General features: G+C 60.4%; 13 protein-coding genes and 4 pseudogenes. 7 read left to right on the top strand and 10 right to left on the bottom strand.

Annotated elements, in window-relative coordinates; genetic code table 11:
- The coding region (locus tag AK81_RS26920; RefSeq protein WP_043204249.1) for a class I SAM-dependent methyltransferase at positions 1-950 on the bottom strand (950 nt) is incomplete at its 3' end.
- Between the two features lie 232 nt (positions 951-1,182).
- On the opposite strand from AK81_RS26920, the gene AK81_RS26925 reads away from it, so the two are divergent.
- The 5 genes and pseudogenes from AK81_RS26925 to AK81_RS26945 all read left to right on the top strand — a co-directional run bounded on the left by AK81_RS26925 (position 1,183) and on the right by AK81_RS26945 (position 6,061).
- Positions 1,183-2,520 (top strand): UDP-glucose dehydrogenase family protein, encoded by a 1,338-nt coding sequence (locus AK81_RS26925; protein ID WP_043204251.1) that lies wholly within the window; start codon positions 1,183-1,185, stop codon positions 2,518-2,520.
- On the top strand, positions 2,508-3,482 hold the full coding sequence (locus AK81_RS26930; protein WP_043204252.1) for an NAD-dependent epimerase/dehydratase family protein: 975 nt from the start codon (positions 2,508-2,510) through the stop codon (positions 3,480-3,482). Before AK81_RS26925 ends, AK81_RS26930 begins: the two co-directional genes overlap by 13 nt.
- A gap of 34 nt (positions 3,483-3,516) precedes the next feature.
- A pseudogene (locus AK81_RS26935) lies at positions 3,517-4,259 on the top strand (glycosyltransferase family 2 protein).
- Positions 4,256-4,528, top strand: a complete 273-nt coding sequence (locus tag AK81_RS26940; protein ID WP_043204254.1) for a lipid-A-disaccharide synthase N-terminal domain-containing protein — start codon at positions 4,256-4,258, stop codon at positions 4,526-4,528. The pseudogene AK81_RS26935 and the gene AK81_RS26940 overlap by 4 nt, the downstream one beginning before the upstream one ends.
- A 3-nt stretch (positions 4,529-4,531) precedes the next feature.
- Complete coding sequence (locus AK81_RS26945) at positions 4,532-6,061, top strand: ArnT family glycosyltransferase (protein ID WP_043204255.1); 1,530 nt, start codon at positions 4,532-4,534, stop codon at positions 6,059-6,061.
- A gap of 19 nt (positions 6,062-6,080) precedes the next feature.
- Here the strand turns inward: AK81_RS26945 and mqo are convergent, their stop codons facing one another.
- Positions 6,081-7,658, bottom strand: coding sequence for a malate dehydrogenase (quinone) (gene mqo / locus AK81_RS26950; RefSeq protein WP_043204257.1), 1,578 nt, complete (start codon positions 7,656-7,658; stop codon positions 6,081-6,083).
- Positions 7,659-7,803: 145 nt separating this feature from the next.
- On the opposite strand from mqo, the gene AK81_RS26955 reads away from it, so the two are divergent.
- Together AK81_RS26955 and AK81_RS26960 are read left to right on the top strand one after the other, a co-directional pair.
- Positions 7,804-9,024, top strand: a complete 1,221-nt coding sequence (locus tag AK81_RS26955) for a putative DNA modification/repair radical SAM protein (protein ID WP_043204258.1) — start codon at positions 7,804-7,806, stop codon at positions 9,022-9,024.
- Positions 9,015-9,860: a TIGR03915 family putative DNA repair protein gene (locus tag AK81_RS26960; protein WP_043204259.1), complete on the top strand. Its 846-nt coding sequence runs from the start codon at positions 9,015-9,017 to the stop codon at positions 9,858-9,860. The genes AK81_RS26955 and AK81_RS26960 overlap by 10 nt, the downstream gene beginning before the upstream one ends.
- 248 nt (positions 9,861-10,108) lie before the next feature.
- On the opposite strand, the gene AK81_RS26965 is transcribed toward AK81_RS26960, so the two are convergent.
- From AK81_RS26965 to AK81_RS27000, 8 genes and pseudogenes are all read right to left on the bottom strand, one after another.
- On the bottom strand, positions 10,109-10,363 hold the full coding sequence (locus tag AK81_RS26965; protein WP_060529670.1) for a PAAR domain-containing protein: 255 nt from the start codon (positions 10,361-10,363) through the stop codon (positions 10,109-10,111).
- Complete coding sequence (locus AK81_RS30560; RefSeq protein WP_241496121.1) at positions 10,360-11,175, bottom strand: DUF6708 domain-containing protein; 816 nt, start codon at positions 11,173-11,175, stop codon at positions 10,360-10,362. Before AK81_RS30560 ends, AK81_RS26965 begins: the two co-directional genes overlap by 4 nt.
- Positions 11,172-12,917 (bottom strand): annotated as a pseudogene (locus tag AK81_RS26975) (T6SS effector BTH_I2691 family protein); the annotation flags it as partial. The gene AK81_RS30560 and the pseudogene AK81_RS26975, both read right to left, overlap by 4 nt.
- A 138-nt stretch (positions 12,918-13,055) precedes the next feature.
- Complete coding sequence (locus AK81_RS26980) at positions 13,056-13,313, bottom strand: PAAR domain-containing protein (RefSeq protein WP_043204262.1); 258 nt, start codon at positions 13,311-13,313, stop codon at positions 13,056-13,058.
- Entirely contained in the window at positions 13,310-13,849 is a 540-nt protein-coding gene (locus AK81_RS26985) for a DUF6708 domain-containing protein (protein WP_050491955.1), read from the bottom strand. The genes AK81_RS26980 and AK81_RS26985 overlap by 4 nt, the downstream gene beginning before the upstream one ends.
- A 271-nt stretch (positions 13,850-14,120) precedes the next feature.
- Positions 14,121-17,098: pseudogene (locus tag AK81_RS26990) on the bottom strand (T6SS effector BTH_I2691 family protein).
- Positions 17,095-18,018: a hypothetical protein gene (locus AK81_RS26995; protein WP_043204263.1), complete on the bottom strand. Its 924-nt coding sequence runs from the start codon at positions 18,016-18,018 to the stop codon at positions 17,095-17,097. Before AK81_RS26995 ends, AK81_RS26990 begins: the two are co-directional and overlap by 4 nt.
- Positions 18,015-19,045, bottom strand: a pseudogene (locus AK81_RS27000) (type VI secretion system Vgr family protein); the annotation flags it as partial. The gene AK81_RS26995 and the pseudogene AK81_RS27000, both read right to left, overlap by 4 nt.

Here is a 19,045-nt window from a genome sequence, read left to right on the forward strand (position 1 = left end):
TCCCCGGCTTGCGCCCCCAGCCCCAAGCCCACCTCCTGCGACAGCGAATTCGGCGTGCAGATGAAGGTAGACGCGGCATAGAACAAGCGCCCGACCGGCGTCAGGTTGCCGTCCAGCGAATCCTCGGCATAAGGCTCTACCAGCATGACCGTGCCATCAGCCTTCAACGCACGATACGCATGCTTGGCGGCTCCCACCGGGTCGCCCATGTCATGCAGGCAATCGAAGAAGCAGACCAGGTCATGGTCATGCCCCGGGTAATCCTTCGCGCTCGCCTGCTGAAAGCTCACCCGCTCCGCCAGCCCCGCCTCACGCGCACGATCGTTGGCGGTGGTGATGGAAGGCCCGTGGTAGTCGTAGCCGACGAAGGTAGACGCTGGAAACGCCTGGGCCATGACCAGCGTCGAGGCGCCATGCCCGCAGCCGACATCCGCGACCCTGGCGCCCGCCTGTAGCTTGGCCACCACACCCTCGAGCGCTGGCAACCACTCAGCGACCAGAAACGTACGGTAGCCCGGCCGGAAAAACCGCTCGGTACCGCTGAACATGCACGGGTGGTGGTCACCCCAGGCCAGCCCGCCATCGCCGCGCATGGCCGCGACCAGCTTGTCCTTGTCATGGAACAGCGCGGCGATCACTGCGGCCCCACCGGCCATGTAAGCCGGGGAGTCCTCCAGCGCCAGGGCCATGGCCTGCTCTTCGGGCAGCACAAAAAAGCCCTTGTCGTGCGCCATGTAACCCGAAGCGGCCTGGGCGTTCAGCCATTCGCGCACCAGTCGTGGGTGGCAGCCGGTTTTTTGTGCCAGCGCTTCGGGGGTAGTCGGCTGGCTGTCGGCCATCGCCCGGTACAACCCCAGTTCGTCGCCAAGGATGACATTGGCCAAGGTCGCCGCTGCGCCCATGTCGCCCACCAGCTTGCCCATGAAATCGTGAAGCCTTGCCTCGTCCATGACCTGCCCTCCTCTGCAAGAAGGCCATCGCCAGCGAGGGAACTCCGCTCCGGGGAGGCGGTGGTCGGTTCAAGGGTTTTGGCTCGCCCTACAGCGCGTTATCGCGAGCACTCGGTAAGTCTAGATCTTTTGCCCGTACGCACCGGGATACCGCTCAGTTCATCCATCAGGTAACAAATCCTAAACAACACTGTGACATTTTTTTTCAGCTTTCCTATCAAGGAGCTGAACCATGAAAGTCACGGTTTTCGGTACCGGCTATGTCGGCCTCACCCAGGCAGTATGCCTGGCCCAGGTGGGGCATTCGGTGTTGTGCATAGATGTCGACGCCGAGCGGGTTGCCACACTCAATGAAGGCCATTGCCCGATCTTCGAGCCCGGCCTTGCGCCGATGCTGGAGAAAAACCTGGCCTGTGGCCGCCTGCGCTTCACCACCGACGCCAGGGCAGCAGCCAACTACGCCAGGCTGCAGTTCATTGCAGTCGGCACGCCGCCGCAAGCGGATGGCAGCGCCGACCTGAAGCAGGTTTTTGCCGTGGTCGACAGCATTCTCGAACATGCTGACGGCGCCAGGGTGATCGTCAACAAATCCACCGCGCCGGTCGGCACGGTGCACCGCATCAAGTCGCGCATCGCCCAGGCCGGCGCCGACACCGGTCGCTTCCAGGTAATCAGCAACCCGGAGTTTCTCAAGGAAGGCTCGGCCGTGGACGACTGCATGCGCCCGGACCGCATCATCATCGGCGGCGCCGAACTGGCCGAAGTGGAGTTGCTGCGCGAGCTGTACCTGCCGTTCAGCCGCAACCGCGAAAAACTCATGGTCATGGATGCACGCAGCGCCGAGCTGACCAAGTACGCGGCCAACTGCATGCTGGCGACCAAGATCTCCTTCATCAACGAAATCGCCAACCTGGCCGAGCACCTGGGGGCCGATATCGAAATGGTGCGCCGTGGCATCGGCTCCGACCCACGCATCGGCTACGACTTCATTTACGCCGGCTGCGGCTTTGGCGGCTCGTGCTTCCCCAAGGACCTGCAAGCCCTGCGCCGCAGCGCCGAGGCTGAAGGCTTCGAGCCGCAGTTGCTGCGTGCGGTGGAGTCGGTCAACGAACATCAGAAGGGTCGGCTGTTCAGCAAGATTCAGCGGCACTATCCAGATGGGCTGCGGGGCAAGGTGTTTGCCTTGTGGGGGTTGTCGTTCAAGCCCAACACCAATGACATCCGCGAAGCCTCCAGCCGAATCTTGCTGGAAGCGCTGTGGGCGGCTGGCGCGCGGGTACAGGCCCACGACCCGCAGGCGATGGACGAAATCCTGCGGCACTACGGCCCACGCGCCGATTTGCAACTGGTGCCCTGCAAGGACGATGCGCTGGAGGGCGCCGATGCGCTGGTCATTGTCACCGAATGGCAGGACTACCGTGTGCTGAATCTGGACAAGGTGCCGGATCTGTTGGCCGATCGGGTGGTGTTCGACGGCCGCAACCTTTTCGAACCCGAGCACATGGCCGCCGCCGGCCTGACCTACTACGGTATTGGCCGCGGCCAGGTGCAGCCAGCATGCCCGTACTGATTACCGGTGTGGCCGGCTTCATCGGCTTCCACGTCGCTCGCCGCCTGTGCGAGGCGGGCATCGAGGTGGTCGGCATCGATAACCTCAATGCCTACTACAGCGTCGAGCTGAAACGGGCGCGCCTGCAACAGCTGTCCGGCTTCGCCAATTTCCGCTTCCAGACCCTCGACATCGCCAACAGCGCGGACCTGCAAAAGCTGTTCACCGGGCAGGCGTTCAGTGAAGTGATCCACCTGGCAGCCCAGGCCGGGGTGCGCTATTCGCTCGACAACCCCGGCGCCTATGGCCAGGCCAACCTGGTCGGCTTCCTCAATATGCTCGAAGCCTGCCGCCAGCAGCAGCCGCGCCACTTGATCTACGCCTCCAGTAGCTCGGTGTACGGCGCCAACGCCAAACTGCCGTTCAGCGTCGACGACCCGGTCGAGCAGCCGGTGTCGCTCTATGCCGCCAGCAAGCGGGCCAATGAACTGATGGCGCACAGCTATGCGCACCTGTATCGGCTACCGACCACGGGTTTGCGCTTCTTCACCGTCTACGGCCCTTGGGGCCGCCCCGACATGGCGCTGTTCAAGTTCACCCGCGCCATGCTCGAAGGCCGCCCGATCGAAATCTACAACAACGGCCTGATGGGGCGCGACTTCACCTACATCGACGACATCGCCGAAAGCATCCTGCGCCTGCGCCTCAAGCCACCACAGCCTGACCAGGGGCAACCGCCCTGCCAGCTGTTCAACATCGGCCGCGGCCAGCCGGTGCGGCTGCTGCATTTCGTCGAATGCCTGGAGAACGCGTTGGGCATCAAGGCCCAGCGCGACTACCTGCCACTGCAAGCAGGAGACGTGCTGGAGACCTGGGCCGATGTGGGCTCGCTGGCGCGCTGGATCGACTTCACCCCGGGCACATCGCTGGAACACGGCGTTAGCGCTTTCGTTGGCTGGTACCGGGACTTTTACCGGGTTTGAGCCGCGCACTCACAACAAGACCACAGGTAGCCTCATGACAGATCCACTAGACCTCTCGGTACTGATCCCCGCCAAGAACGAGGTCGAAAACCTGCCATCACTGTTGATGGAAATCCGCGCCGCACTGGCGGCCGAAAACTATGAAGTACTGGTGGTCGATGACGGCAGCAGCGATCGTACCCTCAGCGTGCTGCAGCAACTGAAAAGCCAGGGTTACACCCAGCTGCGCATACTGCGTCACGAGCGCTCGCTGGGCCAGAGCACCTCGCTGTGGCATGCCGCGCAGGCGGCCCGCGGCCACTGGCTGGCCACCCTCGATGGCGACGGCCAGAACGACCCGGCAGACATCCCGGGTATGCTGGCCCTGGTGCGCGCCAACCAGGCCCTGGCCGGCGGCGTGAAACTGGTCGCTGGGCACCGCGTCAACCGCCGTGACAGCGCCAGCAAGCGCTGGGCTTCGCGTTTTGCCAACAACCTGCGCAGCCGCCTGCTCAAGGACGCCACGCCAGACACCGGCTGCGGGCTGAAGCTGATAGAACGCGCAGCCTCCTGCGCCTGCCCTACTTCGACCACATGCACCGCTTTATCCCGGCGCTGATCCTGCGCCACAACGGCCGCATGCTGGTGCACCCGGTCAACCACCGGCCACGTCATGCCGGGGTGTCCAAGTACGGCAACCTGGACCGCGCCCTGGTCGGCATTCTCGACTTGTTCGGGGTGTGGTGGCTGATCCGTCGCACGCGCCTGGACAGCCGCCCGCAGGAGCTTGAAGGATGACCCGCGAAACCCTGTGGCTGATCATCGGCTTCGCCGGCCAGGCGGTGTTCACCGGGCGCTTCGTGCTGCAGTGGCTGTACAGCGAGTTCAAGCGCCGCAGCGTGATCCCGGTAGGTTTCTGGTACCTGAGCATGCTCGGCAGTGCGCTGCTGCTGACCTACGCCATCTACCGCCAGGACCCGGTGTTCATCATCGGCCAGAGCTTCGGCTTTCTGGTCTACCTGCGCAACCTGCAACTGATCGCCCGCAACCAGGAACAGAAGGAATAACCCTTGCCCAGGTTCAAGACACTTGGGGCCGAACGCCTGGCCCTGGTTGCCCTCGCCGTATTGTTGGTGGGCGCAGGTATCGGCTGGCGACAGCCGATGAATGTGGATGAAGAGCGTTTTCTGGGCGTGGCCCTGGAAATGCTCGAAAGCGGCAACTGGTTCATCCCGCACCGGGCGGCGGAAATCTACGGCGACAAGCCGCCGCTGTTCATGTGGACCGTGGCCCTGTTCAGCCAGCTGACCGGCTCGCCCAAGGTCGCCCTCTACCTGCCAGGGCTGATGTCGGCGGCAACCATCACCTGGGTGCTGCATGACCTGGGGCGCCGCTTGTGGAACCGGCGCATCGGTGTGATTGCCGCCTTGCTGTTCCTGGCGACCTACCAGAGCTACAGCATCCTGCGCACCGGCCAGATCGACAGTTTCCTGTGCCTGTGGGTGGCGCTGGGTTTCTACGGCATGGTGCGCCACCTGTTATTGGGGCCGGCGTGGGGCTGGTTCTACCTGTCCTGTGCGGCCATGGGGCTAGGCATCATCAGCAAGGGCGTGGGTTTTGTCCCGGCGCTCATGCTGCTGCCCTATGCCTGGGCGGTGCGCCAAGGCTGGCACGGCGTTGTGGCCATGCCAGGTCAAGGTTGGCGCTGGAGTCTTGGGCTGCTTTGCCTGCTGGCCGGTTGCGCGGTGTGGATTCTGCCCCTGCTGGTGTCGATCGCCCAGGGCGGTGGCGCAGCGGAGCTGGCCTACCTCAAGGAAATCCTGCTGCGCCAGACCGCCAGCCGCTATACCAATGCCTGGGACCATCGCGAGCCATTCTGGTACTTCTTCGTCAAGGTCATTCCCAAGTACTGGCTACCGCTGGTGCTGGCCCTGCCCTGGCTGGTCCCGGCCTGGCGACGCCAGCTGCAAAAGCGCGATGGGCGCTTCTTGCTGCTGCTCGGCTGGGTGGCCTTGGTTCTGCTGTTTTTCAGCCTCAGCAGTGGCAAGCGCAAGTTGTATATCTTCCCTGCGCTGCCAGGCCTGGTGCTGGCCATCGCCCCGCTGGTACCGTGGCTGCTCAAACGCTGGTTGCAGCGCCGGCCGGCCTGGCGCAAAGCTTTTATCGCCGTGGCCCTGATATGGTTCGCGCTGTGGTTCACCCGCGGCTTCGTCGAGCCGCTGAAGGGGGGCCGCAACCCGCATGAGACGCTGATGAGCGAAGCGGCACGCGCCACCGGCGGCGCCGAGCTGGTGCTGGTAAATTGGCGCGAAGGGCATTGGCTGTTTGCCCGGCAGCCCATCGTGCACTTCGGTTTTACCGGCCAGTCCAAGGCGGATGCTGCCGCTTACTGGCTGCGCCACAACCCTACCGCCTTCGCCCTGATCCCGGCCTCCGAACTGGGCCGCTGCTTCAGTGCCGAGAAGGCGCGCAAGCTGGGCGAGACTACGCGGGCCGAGTGGTATGTGGTTGGCGCCGATGCCGAAAACGGCCAATGCCAACACGCTCCCCCGGGCCACGTCTACCACTTTGCCTGGGCAGACGTGCCCGTCGCTCGTTAAAACCTGCGGCCCCGCTGTGCTACGGCGCAGCGGTACCGGCGGGCGGATCGAGTTGCAGCACCTCGTTGGTGTACGCCCACTCCTTCTCTACCTGGTCCGGGTGGTCGTTCAGGCGCATGCCATAAGACGGGATGATCTGCTTGATCTTACCCTGCCATTCCGGCGTTGCTACCTTGTCCTTGAACACCTTGTTGAGCACATCGAGCATGATCGGTGGCGCGGTCGAAGCGCCCGGCGAGGCCCCCAGCAACCCGGCGATGCTACCGTCCTTGGACATCACCACCTCAGTACCGAGCTTGAGCACGCCACCCAATGCCTCGTCCTTCTTGATGATCTGTACCCGCTGGCCCGCCTGCCACAGCCGCCAGTCTTCCTTCTTCGCCTCGGGGAAGTAGGTGCGCAGCGCTTCGAAGCGGTCATTGTCGGATTGCAGCACCTGACCGATCAGATACTGCACCAGGTCAAACTCACGTACCCCGACCCGCACCATCGGCCAGGCATTATGCACGCTGGTACTGGCAAGCAGGTCGAGCAGCGAACCTTGCTTGAGGAACTTGGTCGAGAAGGTGGCGAACGGCCCGAACAGGATCATGCGCTTGCCATCGAGCACCCGGGTGTCCAGGTGTGGCACCGACATGGGTGGCGCCCCGGAGGCGGCAATGCCGTAGGCCTTGGCCATGTGGCGCTGTGCGATGGCCGGGTTGTCGGTAACCAGGAACGAACCGCCGACCGGGAAACCGGCATAGTCCTTGGCCTCGTCAATGCCCGACTTCTGCAGCAGGGGTAACGCCGCACCGCCGGCACCAATGAACAGGAACTTGGCGTCGGTGGCCGCCTTGCTGCCATCTTTGAGGTTCTTGTACTCGACATGCCACGAGCCGTCGTCGTTACGGGTGATGTCCTGTACCTCGGTGGACAGCTTGAGGTCGAAGTTCGGCCGGGTCTGCAGGTAGCCCACGTACTGCCGGGTAATCTCGCCAAAGTTGACGTCGGTACCAATCGGCGTCCAGGTTACCGCCAGTTTCTGGTTGGGATCGCGCCCTTCCATCATCAACGGTACCCACTTGCGGATCTGCTCATGGTCCTCGGAGTACTGCATGGGCTTGAACAACGGGCTGGCCTGCAGCGCGTCGTAGCGCTTCTTCAGGAAGCGGATGTTGTCATCACCCCAGACAAAGCTCATGTGAGGGGTGGTGTTGATAAACGAATGCGGGTTCTTCAACACCCCCTGCTTCACCTGCCAGGCCAGGAACTGGCGGGTGACCTGGAACGACTCGTTGATCTCCACCGCCTTGGTGATGTCGATCTTGCCGTCTTTTTCCGGGGTGTAGTTGAGTTCGGCCAGAGCGGAGTGGCCCGTACCGGCGTTGTTCCAGCCGTTGGAGCTTTCTTCAGCGACCTTGTCCAGACGCTCGACCATTTCCATCGACCAGCCCGGCTCCAGCTCGTTGAGCCAGACCGCCAGCGTGGAACTCATGATGCCGCCGCCCACCAGCATCACATCGACCTTTCTGGTTTCTGCGGCCTGGGCATTGAGCATGCCAAAGGCCAAGGCCAGCCCGGCCAGCGCCAGCTCCGGCTTCAGGGTGATTTTCATAACCTTTTCCGCGCCTCGTTGCTATCCGTAAGTCCAGCCACAAGCTTAGCTGACGGATTTAGTCGGGCATGGCTGGCGCACAACCACTTGCAATCCGTCACATCTCAAAATACTGTATGAATATTCAGTACAGCGAGACAGCCCCATGCAACTCATCGCCAAACTCGGCATCCTTGCCGACGCCGCCAAGTACGACGCTTCTTGCGCCAGCAGCGGTGCACCCAAGCGCAATTCGCGCGGCGGCGACGGCCTGGGCGCCACCAATGGCATGGGCATCTGTCACAGCTACACCCCCGACGGCCGTTGCGTGTCGCTGCTCAAGGTACTGTTGACCAACTTCTGCCTGTATGACTGTCAGTACTGCGTGAACCGCCGTTCCAGCAACGTCCCCCGTGCGCGCTTCAGCCCTGAAGAAGTGGTGCGCCTGACCCTGGATTTCTACCGGCGCAATTGCATCAGTGGTCTGTTCCTCAGCTCCGGTATCATCCGTTCGGCGGACTACACCATGGAGCAACTGATCCGCGTAGCCCGGCTGTTGCGCGAAGAGCACAACTTCCGCGGTTACATCCACCTCAAGACCATCCCCGATGCCGACCCGCTGCTGATCGAAGAAGCCGGACGCCTGGCCGACCGCCTCAGCGTCAATATCGAGCTGCCCACCGAAGCCAGCCTCAAGCGCCTGGCGCCGGAAAAACAAGCCCATACCATTCGTCAGGCCATGGCCGTGATTCACCAGGGCCAGCAAGCCGTGGCCAACGAACCCAAGGCCCCGCGCTTCACCCCTGCCGGGCAAAGCACCCAGGTCATCGTCGGCGCCGACAGCACCGACGACAGCACCCTGCTGCGCAATGCCGAGTCGCTGTACCAGGGTTACGGCCTCAAGCGCGTGTACTACTCCGCCTTCAGCCCCATCCCCGACAGCCCGGGCAGCGTGCCCCTGGCTGCACCGCCGCTATTGCGCGAGCACCGCCTGTACCAGGCAGACTTCCTGCTGCGCGGCTACGGCTACAGGGCGGGTGAACTGCTGGGCCAGAGCGGCAACCTGGCGCTGGACATCGACCCAAAACTGGCCTGGGCGCTGGCCAATCGTGACATTTTTCCGCTGGATGTAAACCGCGCCGAGCCTGCATTGCTGGCGCGCATTCCCGGCATCGGCCTGCGCAGCGTGCAGCGCCTGGTCGCGTTGCGCCGGGAACGGCGCATCCGCTACGACGACTTGATCCAGCTGCGCTGCGTGCTGGACAAGGCGCGGCCGTTCATCGTCACCAGCGATTACCGCCCAGCCCAGGCCGAGTTGCGCAGCGGCTTGCTGCGGGCGCGTTTGCGTGAGCCGCAAGCGCCGGTGCAGATGGGGCTGTGGGGATGATTGCGCTCGACTGCGATAACCGGTTCGCCACCTGGCGGGATCAGGCCCGTGTGTTGCTGGGGCATGGCATCGACCCGTCGCAAGTCACATGGTCACAAGGCCCGATGGCAGACCTGCTGGCGGTGCCTGCATCGCCCCCTGAAGGCCCTGGCCCTTTTCGCGCCAAGGTGCCTGCCGCGTTGCTTAGCCAGTTGGAACAGGCTGCCCGTTACTGCGGCGAACAACGTTGGAACCTGTTGTACGAAGTGCTCTGGCGGGTGGCCCATGGTGACCGCACGGCCATGCTGGCAGGTGACCGGTTGGGCAGCGAACTGCAACGGCGCATCAAGCAAGTTAGCCGAGAGGCGCATCACCTGCATGCGTTTGTGCGCTTCGTGCCGCTGCCAGAAGCGTTGGCAGAGCGCCTGCAACTTGATCTGGTGGCCTACCACGAACCAGCGCATGATATTCTGGAGAGTGCCAGCCCACATTTTGCCGACCGCCTGGGGCGTTTACGCTGGTTGATCGCCACACCGCAGGATGGCATTCGCTTCGACGGCCAGCTGTTCGATTACAAACGCCAGTGTCCCGAGCGCTGGCAGCAATGGGCGCGCAACGCCGATGACCCAGGCGCCGAACTATGGCGCACCTACTACCGCCATACCTTCAACCCCGCCCGCCTCAACCCCGACGCCCTGCGCTTGCACATGCCCGGTCGGTTCTGGCGGCATCTGCCGGAAGGCATGCTGATACCGCAACTCGAAGGCCTGGCCCGCCAAGGTAAACAGCGGGACGGTCAAGCGGTCGAAGTTGCCGCTAAACCCGGCAAACAGATCAACGCTCCAGCAGGTAGCTGAAAAAACGACTGACTCACGCTGTCTTACTATGGCGTCTTCAAGCTTGCACGATCACTGTGGGAGCGGGCGCGCCCGCGAACACGGGCGTAGCCCGTGCCATCCACCGCGTTGCCTGCTTCGCGGGCATGCCCGCTCCCACAGGTGCAGCGCAAGCCCCGGCCACACGCGGTTCCTGTGGCAGCGGCTTTAGCCGCGAACACCCGCGTAGCCGGTGCCATCCACTTCAATGCCTGCTCTACAAGCCCGTGTTACAGCAACCACCCAGCATCCCCCTCCTCCAGCACACCGCCATGATCAGTCCGGTCGCCTTTACGCGCCACCGCCGCACCTTCGATCAGGAAATGCTCCGCCCCACTCTCGATCACTGCACCACAGGTGGTCCGGTCACCTACCCTGGCTACCGGCCTGCCGTTAAATGTATAGGCAGCACTGCCGCTCTCTACCTGGTTAACCCCATGCAGCGGGCAGTTATGTTGGTGGCCTACAAGTACAACCGGGTTCATAGGACTTCCCCCTCGGAGGGTGCAGTACGGGATTCGCGATCTATGTCCTCCGGCCAATGAACCTTCGGCGCCAGGCAATGCATGTGGCTCAAGCCATCGTCATCGTTCCAGTCGCGCGGTGGGTGCACGAACTTTGGCAGGGCTTCGGGGCCTTGCTGCATGAACAGCCGGGCGATGGCCCAGTAGGCCTCGCCGTGGTAGAGGTCGTGGGTAAAGAAGACGCGATCGATGACTTCGTTGGTTTCAGGGTTGCGGACCGACAGCATGACGTTTTCTATCAGGCCGCCGTGGCCGGGGGCATAGACGCGGTAAACCTCGGCGGTTACGTCGTCCCAGTTGTAGGCGACAGGTTTGACGCCCCAGTGTTTGCGGCTGAAAAGATAGATGTAGTGGAATCTGAATTGGTAGAGATAGATTTTCCGACGCAGGCGGTTGAAACGAATGGGTTCGTCCCTTGGCAGAATCAAGTCCATTTTCACATGAGATGCAATTAGCCACATGGCGACTGGGAAAAGCTGCAACACAACAATCAATGCAAACCATTCAAGCGACCAATCACCCCCCAGCACGAGCCAATATAGATACATAAGACCCACGAAAGACACAACTAAACCCGGCCCCCCAATCAGTGCAGCAACACCGCGCAAACCGAATGTAGATCGAGGAAGCTCTAGATATGTCTCATCAAAATAATTGGGTGCCGGATTTACATCTCCCACGGCAAAACGGGGAGGCTCTTGCGAATTCGCGCTAGGCAGATCGTGGCTCCAGCAAAAGGCCCTTCTCCAAAAAACTCTAGCTTTAACTTTCATTCGTTTTGTTCCTGAACGCAAACTTCAACATAGGCATCCGATAGCGATTTATCTGGCCAATACATGACTAGCAGTGTCGTAGCACGAATGGAATGTGATCCAATAGTCGGCATCAGCTCTACAGCCCCAGTAACTTCCAGCCAGGATGTTGTCAGTCCCTCCCTACCTGAAGACTGCTGCTTTCTATTCACACAAAAACCACTTCTGTAATCGGGGAATTTTGGATGAGAATAATCAGAAAACTTTGCCAACTCACTCAGAGCGTCAACTGGCAGGGCTTGATATGTGTCGTCACACAAAGTCTCTCCACCCGTGAAGTCGGGGAAGTTCCCGTCGCCATGACGGTGAACTAATAGGATCCAGCGAAAGGCCGAATTCTCTTTACTATACCCAGGCAGGACAATCTGGAATTTAAGCTTATGTTCAAGCTCTAGGCCGACTAACCCCCCAATTTTGGAAGCTGCTGGATCGGTCGAACGGCTGGATTCAAAGTTAACTGCAGCACCAACACCTAACACTGCGGCATTAAGCTCTGCAAACGCAATATCTGCATATTCAGGAGCATTCCAATGCACGATCGGACTTTCATCAGCCCTCCCAAAGTAACAACGTCGCGCCCAGCGCTCCAAGGCTTTAGATTCGTTTCCCTCTGCCCACTTCATAAGTGTGTAAGCAGTGAGCGCCAGCACTACGGCCAGACCTAAAGGCCCGAACACAAGAGACTTGAGTGCTGCGTACGCAAAAACACCTACTGAAGCGCCATAAAATCCCCCTGCAACAGAATATATGGTCTCCGCACTATGGTCCCCTGCTGCTGATGCGCGCTTAGCCGCGGAGAACGCTTGCACTGTGTCATAAGTCCCAGCTATTGCACTTATAAGAGCACCGAGTTTTATTAACGTCACTCCAGTTCCCGCTATGTTTTTACCCATGTGGCCAGCAGTTGACCTCACCACGAGCCCAATCAGCTCAATTTGCCCGCCCAGCAACCCCAATTGCGAACCCTGCAACGCCAATTTGGCCTCATGGGCCTTTGGCCCGATCTCCGCCTCCGCTTTTTCCTGATTCCTGGCCAGGCTGTCGTATTGCAAGTACAGCCCTCCAATCGCCAGCAGGACTTCCCAACTTCCCGCCACACCCCGTAAGCCGCTATAGCCGGTCCGCACCAACTGCGCCGCCTGCTGCGAAGTAATACGCATGCCCTTCAACACCTTTCGAGCATCCGCCTCCAGCGTCCCCGCCGCCACCGAGATATCCACCAACGCCCGCTGCGCGAAGCTGCTTGCCTGAGTCACCTTCATGTTGGCTTCCTCAAGCAACCGGCCATGCACCTCCGCCGCCGTGCCTTCGACCCACACTGACACGCTGATCATGGTGTTGGTGAACCGCGGGTCGAGCACGGCCAAGCTCATCAGCCCGTGCTGAATGATCGGCCGCACCTTGTTCCAGGCCTTGGTTGAATGAATGTCGATGTCATCAATGTTGCGATGCATCCGGTCCCTGGCCTCGGCAATCGAGGCATTGGCCTTGTGCTGCAACTCGCGCAGGTGGGCACTCTGCAAGGCGTAGTACTCGCCCAGTTTCATCTTCACTTCCAGCTCGATCAGGTGCACGCCGTTGTAAAGGAACTGGGTTGCGCTGTTCAGGTGCCGCACGGCGGTCTGAATGCCGGGTGGCAAATCGGGTGACAACCGTTGGCTGGCGGCGTTGAGCGCGCCCTGGGTTTCGGCAATGGCTTGTTGCTTCCCAAATCGGCAAGCAAATCAGCAAACCTACGCGGTCGGTGTAGGAGCGGCCTTGTGTCGCGATGGGCCGCAAAGCGGCCCCAGGGTTTCCGCATCAAAGCAACTATTGCCGGAGGTTGCTGAACTACCCGCACATCAATCCAGCAACCACCCGGCATCGCCCTCCTCCAGCACACCGCCATGATCGGTCCGGTCGCCTTTACGCGCCACCGCCGCACCTTCGATCAGGAAGTGCTTGGCCCCACTCTCTATCACTGCGCCACAGGTGGTCCGGTCACCTACCCTGGCTACCGGCTTGCCATTGAATGTGTAAGCAGCACTGCCGCTCTCTACCTGGTTAACCCCATGCAGCGGGCAGTTGTGTTGGTGGCCTACAAGTACAACGGGATTCATTGGACTTCTCCCTCGGAGGGTGCAGTACGGGATTCGCGATCTATGTCCTCCGGCCAATGAACCTTCGGCGCCAGGCAATGCATGTGGCTCAAGCCATCGTCATCGTTCCAGTCGCGGGGTGGGTGCACGAACTTTGGCAAAGCTTCGGGGCCTTGTTGCATGAACAGCCGGGCGATAGCCCAGTAAGTCTCGCCGTGGTAGAGGTCGTGGGTGAAGAAGACGCGATCGATGACTTGATTGGTTTCAGGGTTGCGGACCGACAGCATGACGTTTTCTATCAGGCCGCCGTGGCCGGGGGCATAGACGCGGTAGACCTCGGCGGTTACGTCGTCCCAGTTATAAGCGACGGGCCGAACGCCCCAGCGTTTGCGGCTGAAAATGAAGATGCGGTCGTACTTATACTCGTAGATGTAGATTTTTCGACGCAGGCGATTGAAGCGGATTGGCTCGTCTCTAGGGGTTACAAAGTCTAACTTGACATAAGGCACAACAGACCAGATAGCCGCCGGAGGCCCCAGTATCAAAAAAACGTTCATCACCCAATCCCGTAATAAGCCCTCAATAAAAAAAATCCAATATACCCACACTACTAGCCCGGCGCAAAAAATCAACATTGGGGTACACAGCAAAGCCGCGACCCCTCTTAAGCTGAACGTTGATCTTGGCAGCTCTAGATACACGCCATCACAATAGTTTGGTGATGGTTTTAAATTTTTCAGGCCGCACTTTAGATCAGGTATTTCGCTGACATGGGGTAAGTCGTAGCGCCACCCAGGCGCTCGATCCCATTGCGCTTTTGATCCACGTTTACTCATTTTTTCCCCGCTCATACATCTCTATGTACGCACTCGGAATAGTCCGATCTGGCCAATACATAACGAACAGCGTTGCTCCAGCTATTGTGTGTTTCCCGATAGTGGGCATGAGTTCAACTACCCCAAAGATCTCCAGCCGTCCAACACCTTCCTGGCTACTACCTATTCGCTGTTTTAGCACCGCAATATCAGTTTTATAGTCGGGTATCCTTGGCGGGGTGAAACTAGAAAATCTAGTTGATTCCGACAATGTCTTTGTAGTAATAGCGTGAAAATCATCGACAGCAATGGTCTCTCCACCCTTGTACTCAGGAAACGCTCCATCGCCGACGCGATGCACAATCAGGCCCCAGCGGAAAGCAGAAGTGTCATCCCTAAAGTTTGGTAAAACCACCTGAAACCTAAGTCTCTGCTCCGCCATCAGGCCAACTAGACCTCCAATCCTCGGCGCTGCGGGGTCTGTCACGATGTTTGACTCAAAATTGAACCTTGCTTTAACACCAAGAACTGCTGCATTAAGCTCTGCAAACGCAATATCTGCGTACTCAGGAGCATTCCAATGTACTGCCGGTATTTCATCAGCTTTTCCAAACCAGCAGCGCCTTGCCCAACGCTCCAGTACTGAAGATTCATTTTCTTCAGCTAACTTGCTCAATGCATATGCAGTCAGGCTCAATAATATAGCGAGGCCTAAAGGACCTAAAATTAGCGATTTAAATACAGCACCAGCAAAAGCCGCAGCACCTACCCCGTAGAATGCAGCAGAAGTAGCATGAAGAATGCGCGCTGTGCCATCCCCCGCTGCCGAAGCTCGCTTGGCGGCGGATATTGCTTGTGCGGTCTCAAAAACTCCGGCTATTGCACTGAACAGGGCGCCGAACTTAACCAGCGCTCCTCCAACTGCTGGTACGCCCTGGGACCAAGGTGCTTTTATATAGCTGGCGCTGGAGCGCATTACGAGTCCGATCAGTTCAATCTGCCCTCCCAATATCCCCAGCTGCGCCCCCTGCAACGCCAACTTGGCCTCGTGAGCCTTGGGCCCAATCTCCGCCTCCGCTTTTTCCTGATTCCTGGCCAGGCTGTCGTATTGCAAGTACAGCCCTCCAATCGCCAGCAGGACTTCCCAACTTCCCGCCACACCTTGTTGGTGAACCTTGGATCCAGCACGGCAAGGCTCATCAGCCCGTGCTGAATGATCGGCCGCACCTTGTTCCAGGCCTTGGTCGAATGAATGTCGATGTCATCAATGTTGCGATGCATCCGGTCCCTGGCCTCGGCAATCGAGGCATTGGCCTTGTGCTGTAAATCGCGTAGATGAGCACTCTGCAAGGCGTAGTACTCGCCCAGTTTCATCTTCACTTCCAGCTCGATCAGGTGCACGCCGTTGTAGAGGAACTGGGTTGCGCTGTTCAGGTGCCGCACGGCGGTCTGAATGCCGGGTGGTAAATTGGGCGACAAACGTTGGCTGGCGGCGTTGAGCGCGCCCTGGGTTTCGGCGACGGCTTGCTTGAGGGTGTTGCGCATGCGCAAGCCGGCATCGTCACTGGCGATGATCTTGCTCAGCATCGAGTAAAGCTTGTCGCTGTCATTCCAGTTGATGGTTTCGGCAGCAGAAAAGCTGGGAAGCAGGCCAGCCAACAACGTACGGTCGCGCATCAGCAATGCGCGGTAAGGTGGGCTATCAGGATCCTGTAGCCATTTCAGCCAGAGGGTTTCACTGGCGCTGGCCGCAGGAGCCGCACCAGGCACAATCGCCTCGGTAATCCCGCCGCCCAGGCACAGCGCCATGGTCTTGGCATACGCCACGCCAGACTCACGGTGAGCACCGTCGTAATCGTACTGCTCGGCCACCTTGAACATGGGCGTGTCGAACAGCGCGGCATAAGCACGGGTGTCCTTGTCGATGTAGCGCTGAAACTCGGCTTCCTGCTGGTCATACTCGGCCTGGAACGCCGCGCGTTGCGCTTCGTGGTAACGCTGTTCGAGTTTATCGTCGCTGTCCTTCATCGCTTGCTCGACCATACGCGGCCGCTCTACCGTCGGATCAATCGGTACAAACGGCCCTCTACCCGCCATAGGCTCCAGTGAAGGCACCCTCTGCGCTGCCCACTCCCGCTGCGTGGCACGAATGACCTGGAGGATCTGCGAGGTCTGCAACTGGTAGGCACGCATGGGGTCTTCACGCCAGACCTGGCGCTTCACCACCCAGTTCAACCGCTGGTGATTGAGCTCCTGAGTCAAACCAACGGTATCGTCGAGCACCACTGCCAGCACGCCGTTCTCCAGCTTGTGCCGGTTCATCGCGTTGACCAGATAGCCGCGCATGGCAAACCTACGCAGCCAGCGGCTGTGAAAACCATGCGCGCTGTCAAAGGGTGAGCAGCCGCGTTGGGCATACTCGAACACCTCCTTGTCGACCTGCAGATTGTCGGGCGTCATGGCGATGCCCAACAATTCGGGATGGTTGCGTGCCTGGGTCAGGTCCAGCCCTTCAAAGCGGTGCGCAGGCGCCTGGCCTTTCTTGTAGGCATTCAGCACGCTGACCGGCCAGGCATCACTGGAGAAGGCCAGCCAGGCGCTGCCATACCGGTCGGTATCAATGTTCAGGAAGGCCGAGGGAATATCGTGGTTTTCATTCACGCATTTTTCGGGCAGTGATGCGGGTAGGCCGTCTGACGGTTCGTAGGGATTGAAACGGCGCAGGTGGCCCTGTTCGCTGACTTCGTAGGCATGCCAGACCTGCTGATCAAGCAGCACATACAGGTAACCCATGCGCAAAGTGCGCAGGCCCATCTTGGCTGCAACGTGCAGGCTACCGGCTACGGTGGTGACGCAACCTGGGCGCGCATCCGGCACCAGCGCGCGGCGCAGCGGCAGTATCGGCAAACCTTGCCGTTCGCAGGCCATGCACTGGTCAGAAGGAAGCCCGGCCTCGGCTGTCGCAATGGCGATACGTTGACTGAGGGTCATAAGCGCCTCTCGTTTGCTGGAAGGGGATCGATCAGGCGACACCATTGCGCCTCGGAATAACGAGCGAGCATCGGGGCGAGAGGACGGCGATCGTTGACGGCTGCGTCAACTATGCTGCGCACTGCAGCAACGGTATTCAGCTTGGGATGGATGCACAGGTGATGAAGAGCGAAAACCGTGATGTCCTCCTCTGCGCTCAGGCCCAACGCTCGTGCGTCGTCGATATGGTTGGATACACGCACGGCGGCTAATGGCGGCACCTGGCACTGGCTCGCGTCCTCCGAGCCCGCACGCAGCACTCTCCAGACAGCCAGCACGCGCTCGACCAACGCCACATCCTCCTGAATCCGCTGGGCAGGCTCCGGCAAAGAGTGCCGCGGTCCGCTCTGCCCTTTCAGGTGGGCCAACCTTCCACCGCTACTCAGGAACAACCAGTTGTTGATCGGCCACCACGGGCCATGCTCAACCTGCTTGAACGTCGCCGCGAGCAGCTCCAGGCGAACGGGTTCATAGACTGGGTAAAAGTTGAAGTGCCGCTTGGCATCGGGTATTCGGCACATGGCCGTGAGATGCGCGGCTACCGTGGCCGGTGTTGCCTCGCTGAACAGCCAGCCACTCAGGTAGCGTCGATGCTGGTGCAACCCTCTGTACGCTGCACGAGCCGTCAGCTCCAGCAAGTCACTGCTGGGAAAAGACCCGGGCGAGGCCAGGCAGACCAGTACCGGGTGCAGGTGGGGCGCATGGGCCAGGTCGCCCCTGTGCACACGCGTCAACGCAGCTTCGCCCAACGTGTCGCGCAGTCGAGCAAGCAAGTCATGGTCGCTTCCAGCCGTGACCGCTAATGGGTCTATCAGTACATGGCAATGCAAATGCGCCGCATGGTGCCCTTCAATGCTGCGGGCCAGGTCCTGGATCTTCATGCCTTGACCTCGCACTTGTCACTGCCATCAGCCGTGAGCTCAAGTGACTGGCTGTTGCCATCCCCTTCCGCTACCGCCTTGGTCTGCCCCTGCAGGTCGAGTGTCAAGCCGTTGATGGTAATGCCCTTGGCATCCAGCACGATGCTGCCGCCAGGGCTTCGGAACTCGATGCGTTCACTGGCCAGCAACTGGTAGACCGTCGTGCGTTGTTGCACCCCCTGCCCGACGCTGATCGATTGAGCCCCTTTGATCACAACCTCGCTGTTGTTACCCACGACGACACGCTGGTTGGCACCCGTTGTCTCGCTGCGGTTGTTGCCCACTTGTTCAGTCAGATCCTGCTTGACGTCCACACGGCTGTTTTGCCCGATGAACTGTGTATGGTCACGCGCCGTTTCCTGCCGGAAGTTGTTGCCAACGCTCAGTTGCTCATCCTGGCCCACTTGCTCGACACGGTTACGCCCGACACGCGTGGTCTCATCATTGCCGACGGTGTTGTTCTGGTCCCGCTGGGCATGGATGAACACCTCCTCTTTGCCCAGTTCGTCCTCGAACCGCAGCTCGTTGAAGCCTTTGCCCTTGTGGGTCTGGCTCTTGATGGTCATGCGCGTCTTGTGCTTGGGCAGGTCATACGGCGGCAGCTGATTGCCACAGTAGGTGCGCCCGGTGATCATCGGTTGGTCGGGGTCTGCATTGACGTACTGGATGATCACATCCTGGCCGATGCGCGGAATGGCCATCGAACCCCAGCTGCCGCCGGCCCAGCCTTGTGACACACGTACCCAGCAGGAGCTGAACTCGTTGTCCTGGCTTTCACGGTCCCAGGGGAAGCTGACCTTCACCCGGCCCCATTGGTCGCAGTAGATTTCCTCGCCCTTGGGCCCCACCACCGTCGCCATCTGCGGGCCGTCGATGTGAAGCTCAGCCCAGGCTGCAGGCGTACATCGTCGCCTTCCACCTCGGCCATACGGGCGTCATGGCGCCAGGCGGTGATGCGGGTGGCGGTGAAGGGTGCACCGACCGCCCC

Origin of the sequence: Pseudomonas putida W15Oct28 (assembly GCF_000708715.2) — a bacterium.
Lineage (GTDB): Bacteria > Pseudomonadota > Gammaproteobacteria > Pseudomonadales > Pseudomonadaceae > Aquipseudomonas > Aquipseudomonas putida_R.

What these genes read in the sequence shown, in the direction of transcription:
- AK81_RS26925 (WP_043204251.1), top strand. Translation starts at nt 1,183, where the DNA reads ATGAAAGTCACGGTTTTCGGTACCGGCTATGTCGGCCTCACCCAGGCA.
- AK81_RS26930 (WP_043204252.1), top strand. Translation starts at nt 2,508, where the DNA reads ATGCCCGTACTGATTACCGGTGTGGCCGGCTTCATCGGCTTCCACGTC.
- AK81_RS26940 (WP_043204254.1), top strand. Translation starts at nt 4,256, where the DNA reads ATGACCCGCGAAACCCTGTGGCTGATCATCGGCTTCGCCGGCCAGGCG.
- mqo (WP_043204257.1), bottom strand. Translation starts at nt 7,658, where the DNA reads ATGAAAATCACCCTGAAGCCGGAGCTGGCGCTGGCCGGGCTGGCCTTG.
- AK81_RS26955 (WP_043204258.1), top strand. Translation starts at nt 7,804, where the DNA reads ATGCAACTCATCGCCAAACTCGGCATCCTTGCCGACGCCGCCAAGTAC.
- AK81_RS26965 (WP_060529670.1), bottom strand. Translation starts at nt 10,363, where the DNA reads ATGAACCCGGTTGTACTTGTAGGCCACCAACATAACTGCCCGCTGCAT.
- AK81_RS30560 (WP_241496121.1), bottom strand. Translation starts at nt 11,175, where the DNA reads ATGAAAGTTAAAGCTAGAGTTTTTTGGAGAAGGGCCTTTTGCTGGAGC.
- AK81_RS26980 (WP_043204262.1), bottom strand. Translation starts at nt 13,313, where the DNA reads ATGAATCCCGTTGTACTTGTAGGCCACCAACACAACTGCCCGCTGCAT.
- AK81_RS26985 (WP_050491955.1), bottom strand. Translation starts at nt 13,849, where the DNA reads ATGAACGTTTTTTTGATACTGGGGCCTCCGGCGGCTATCTGGTCTGTT.
- AK81_RS26995 (WP_043204263.1), bottom strand. Translation starts at nt 18,018, where the DNA reads ATGAAGATCCAGGACCTGGCCCGCAGCATTGAAGGGCACCATGCGGCG.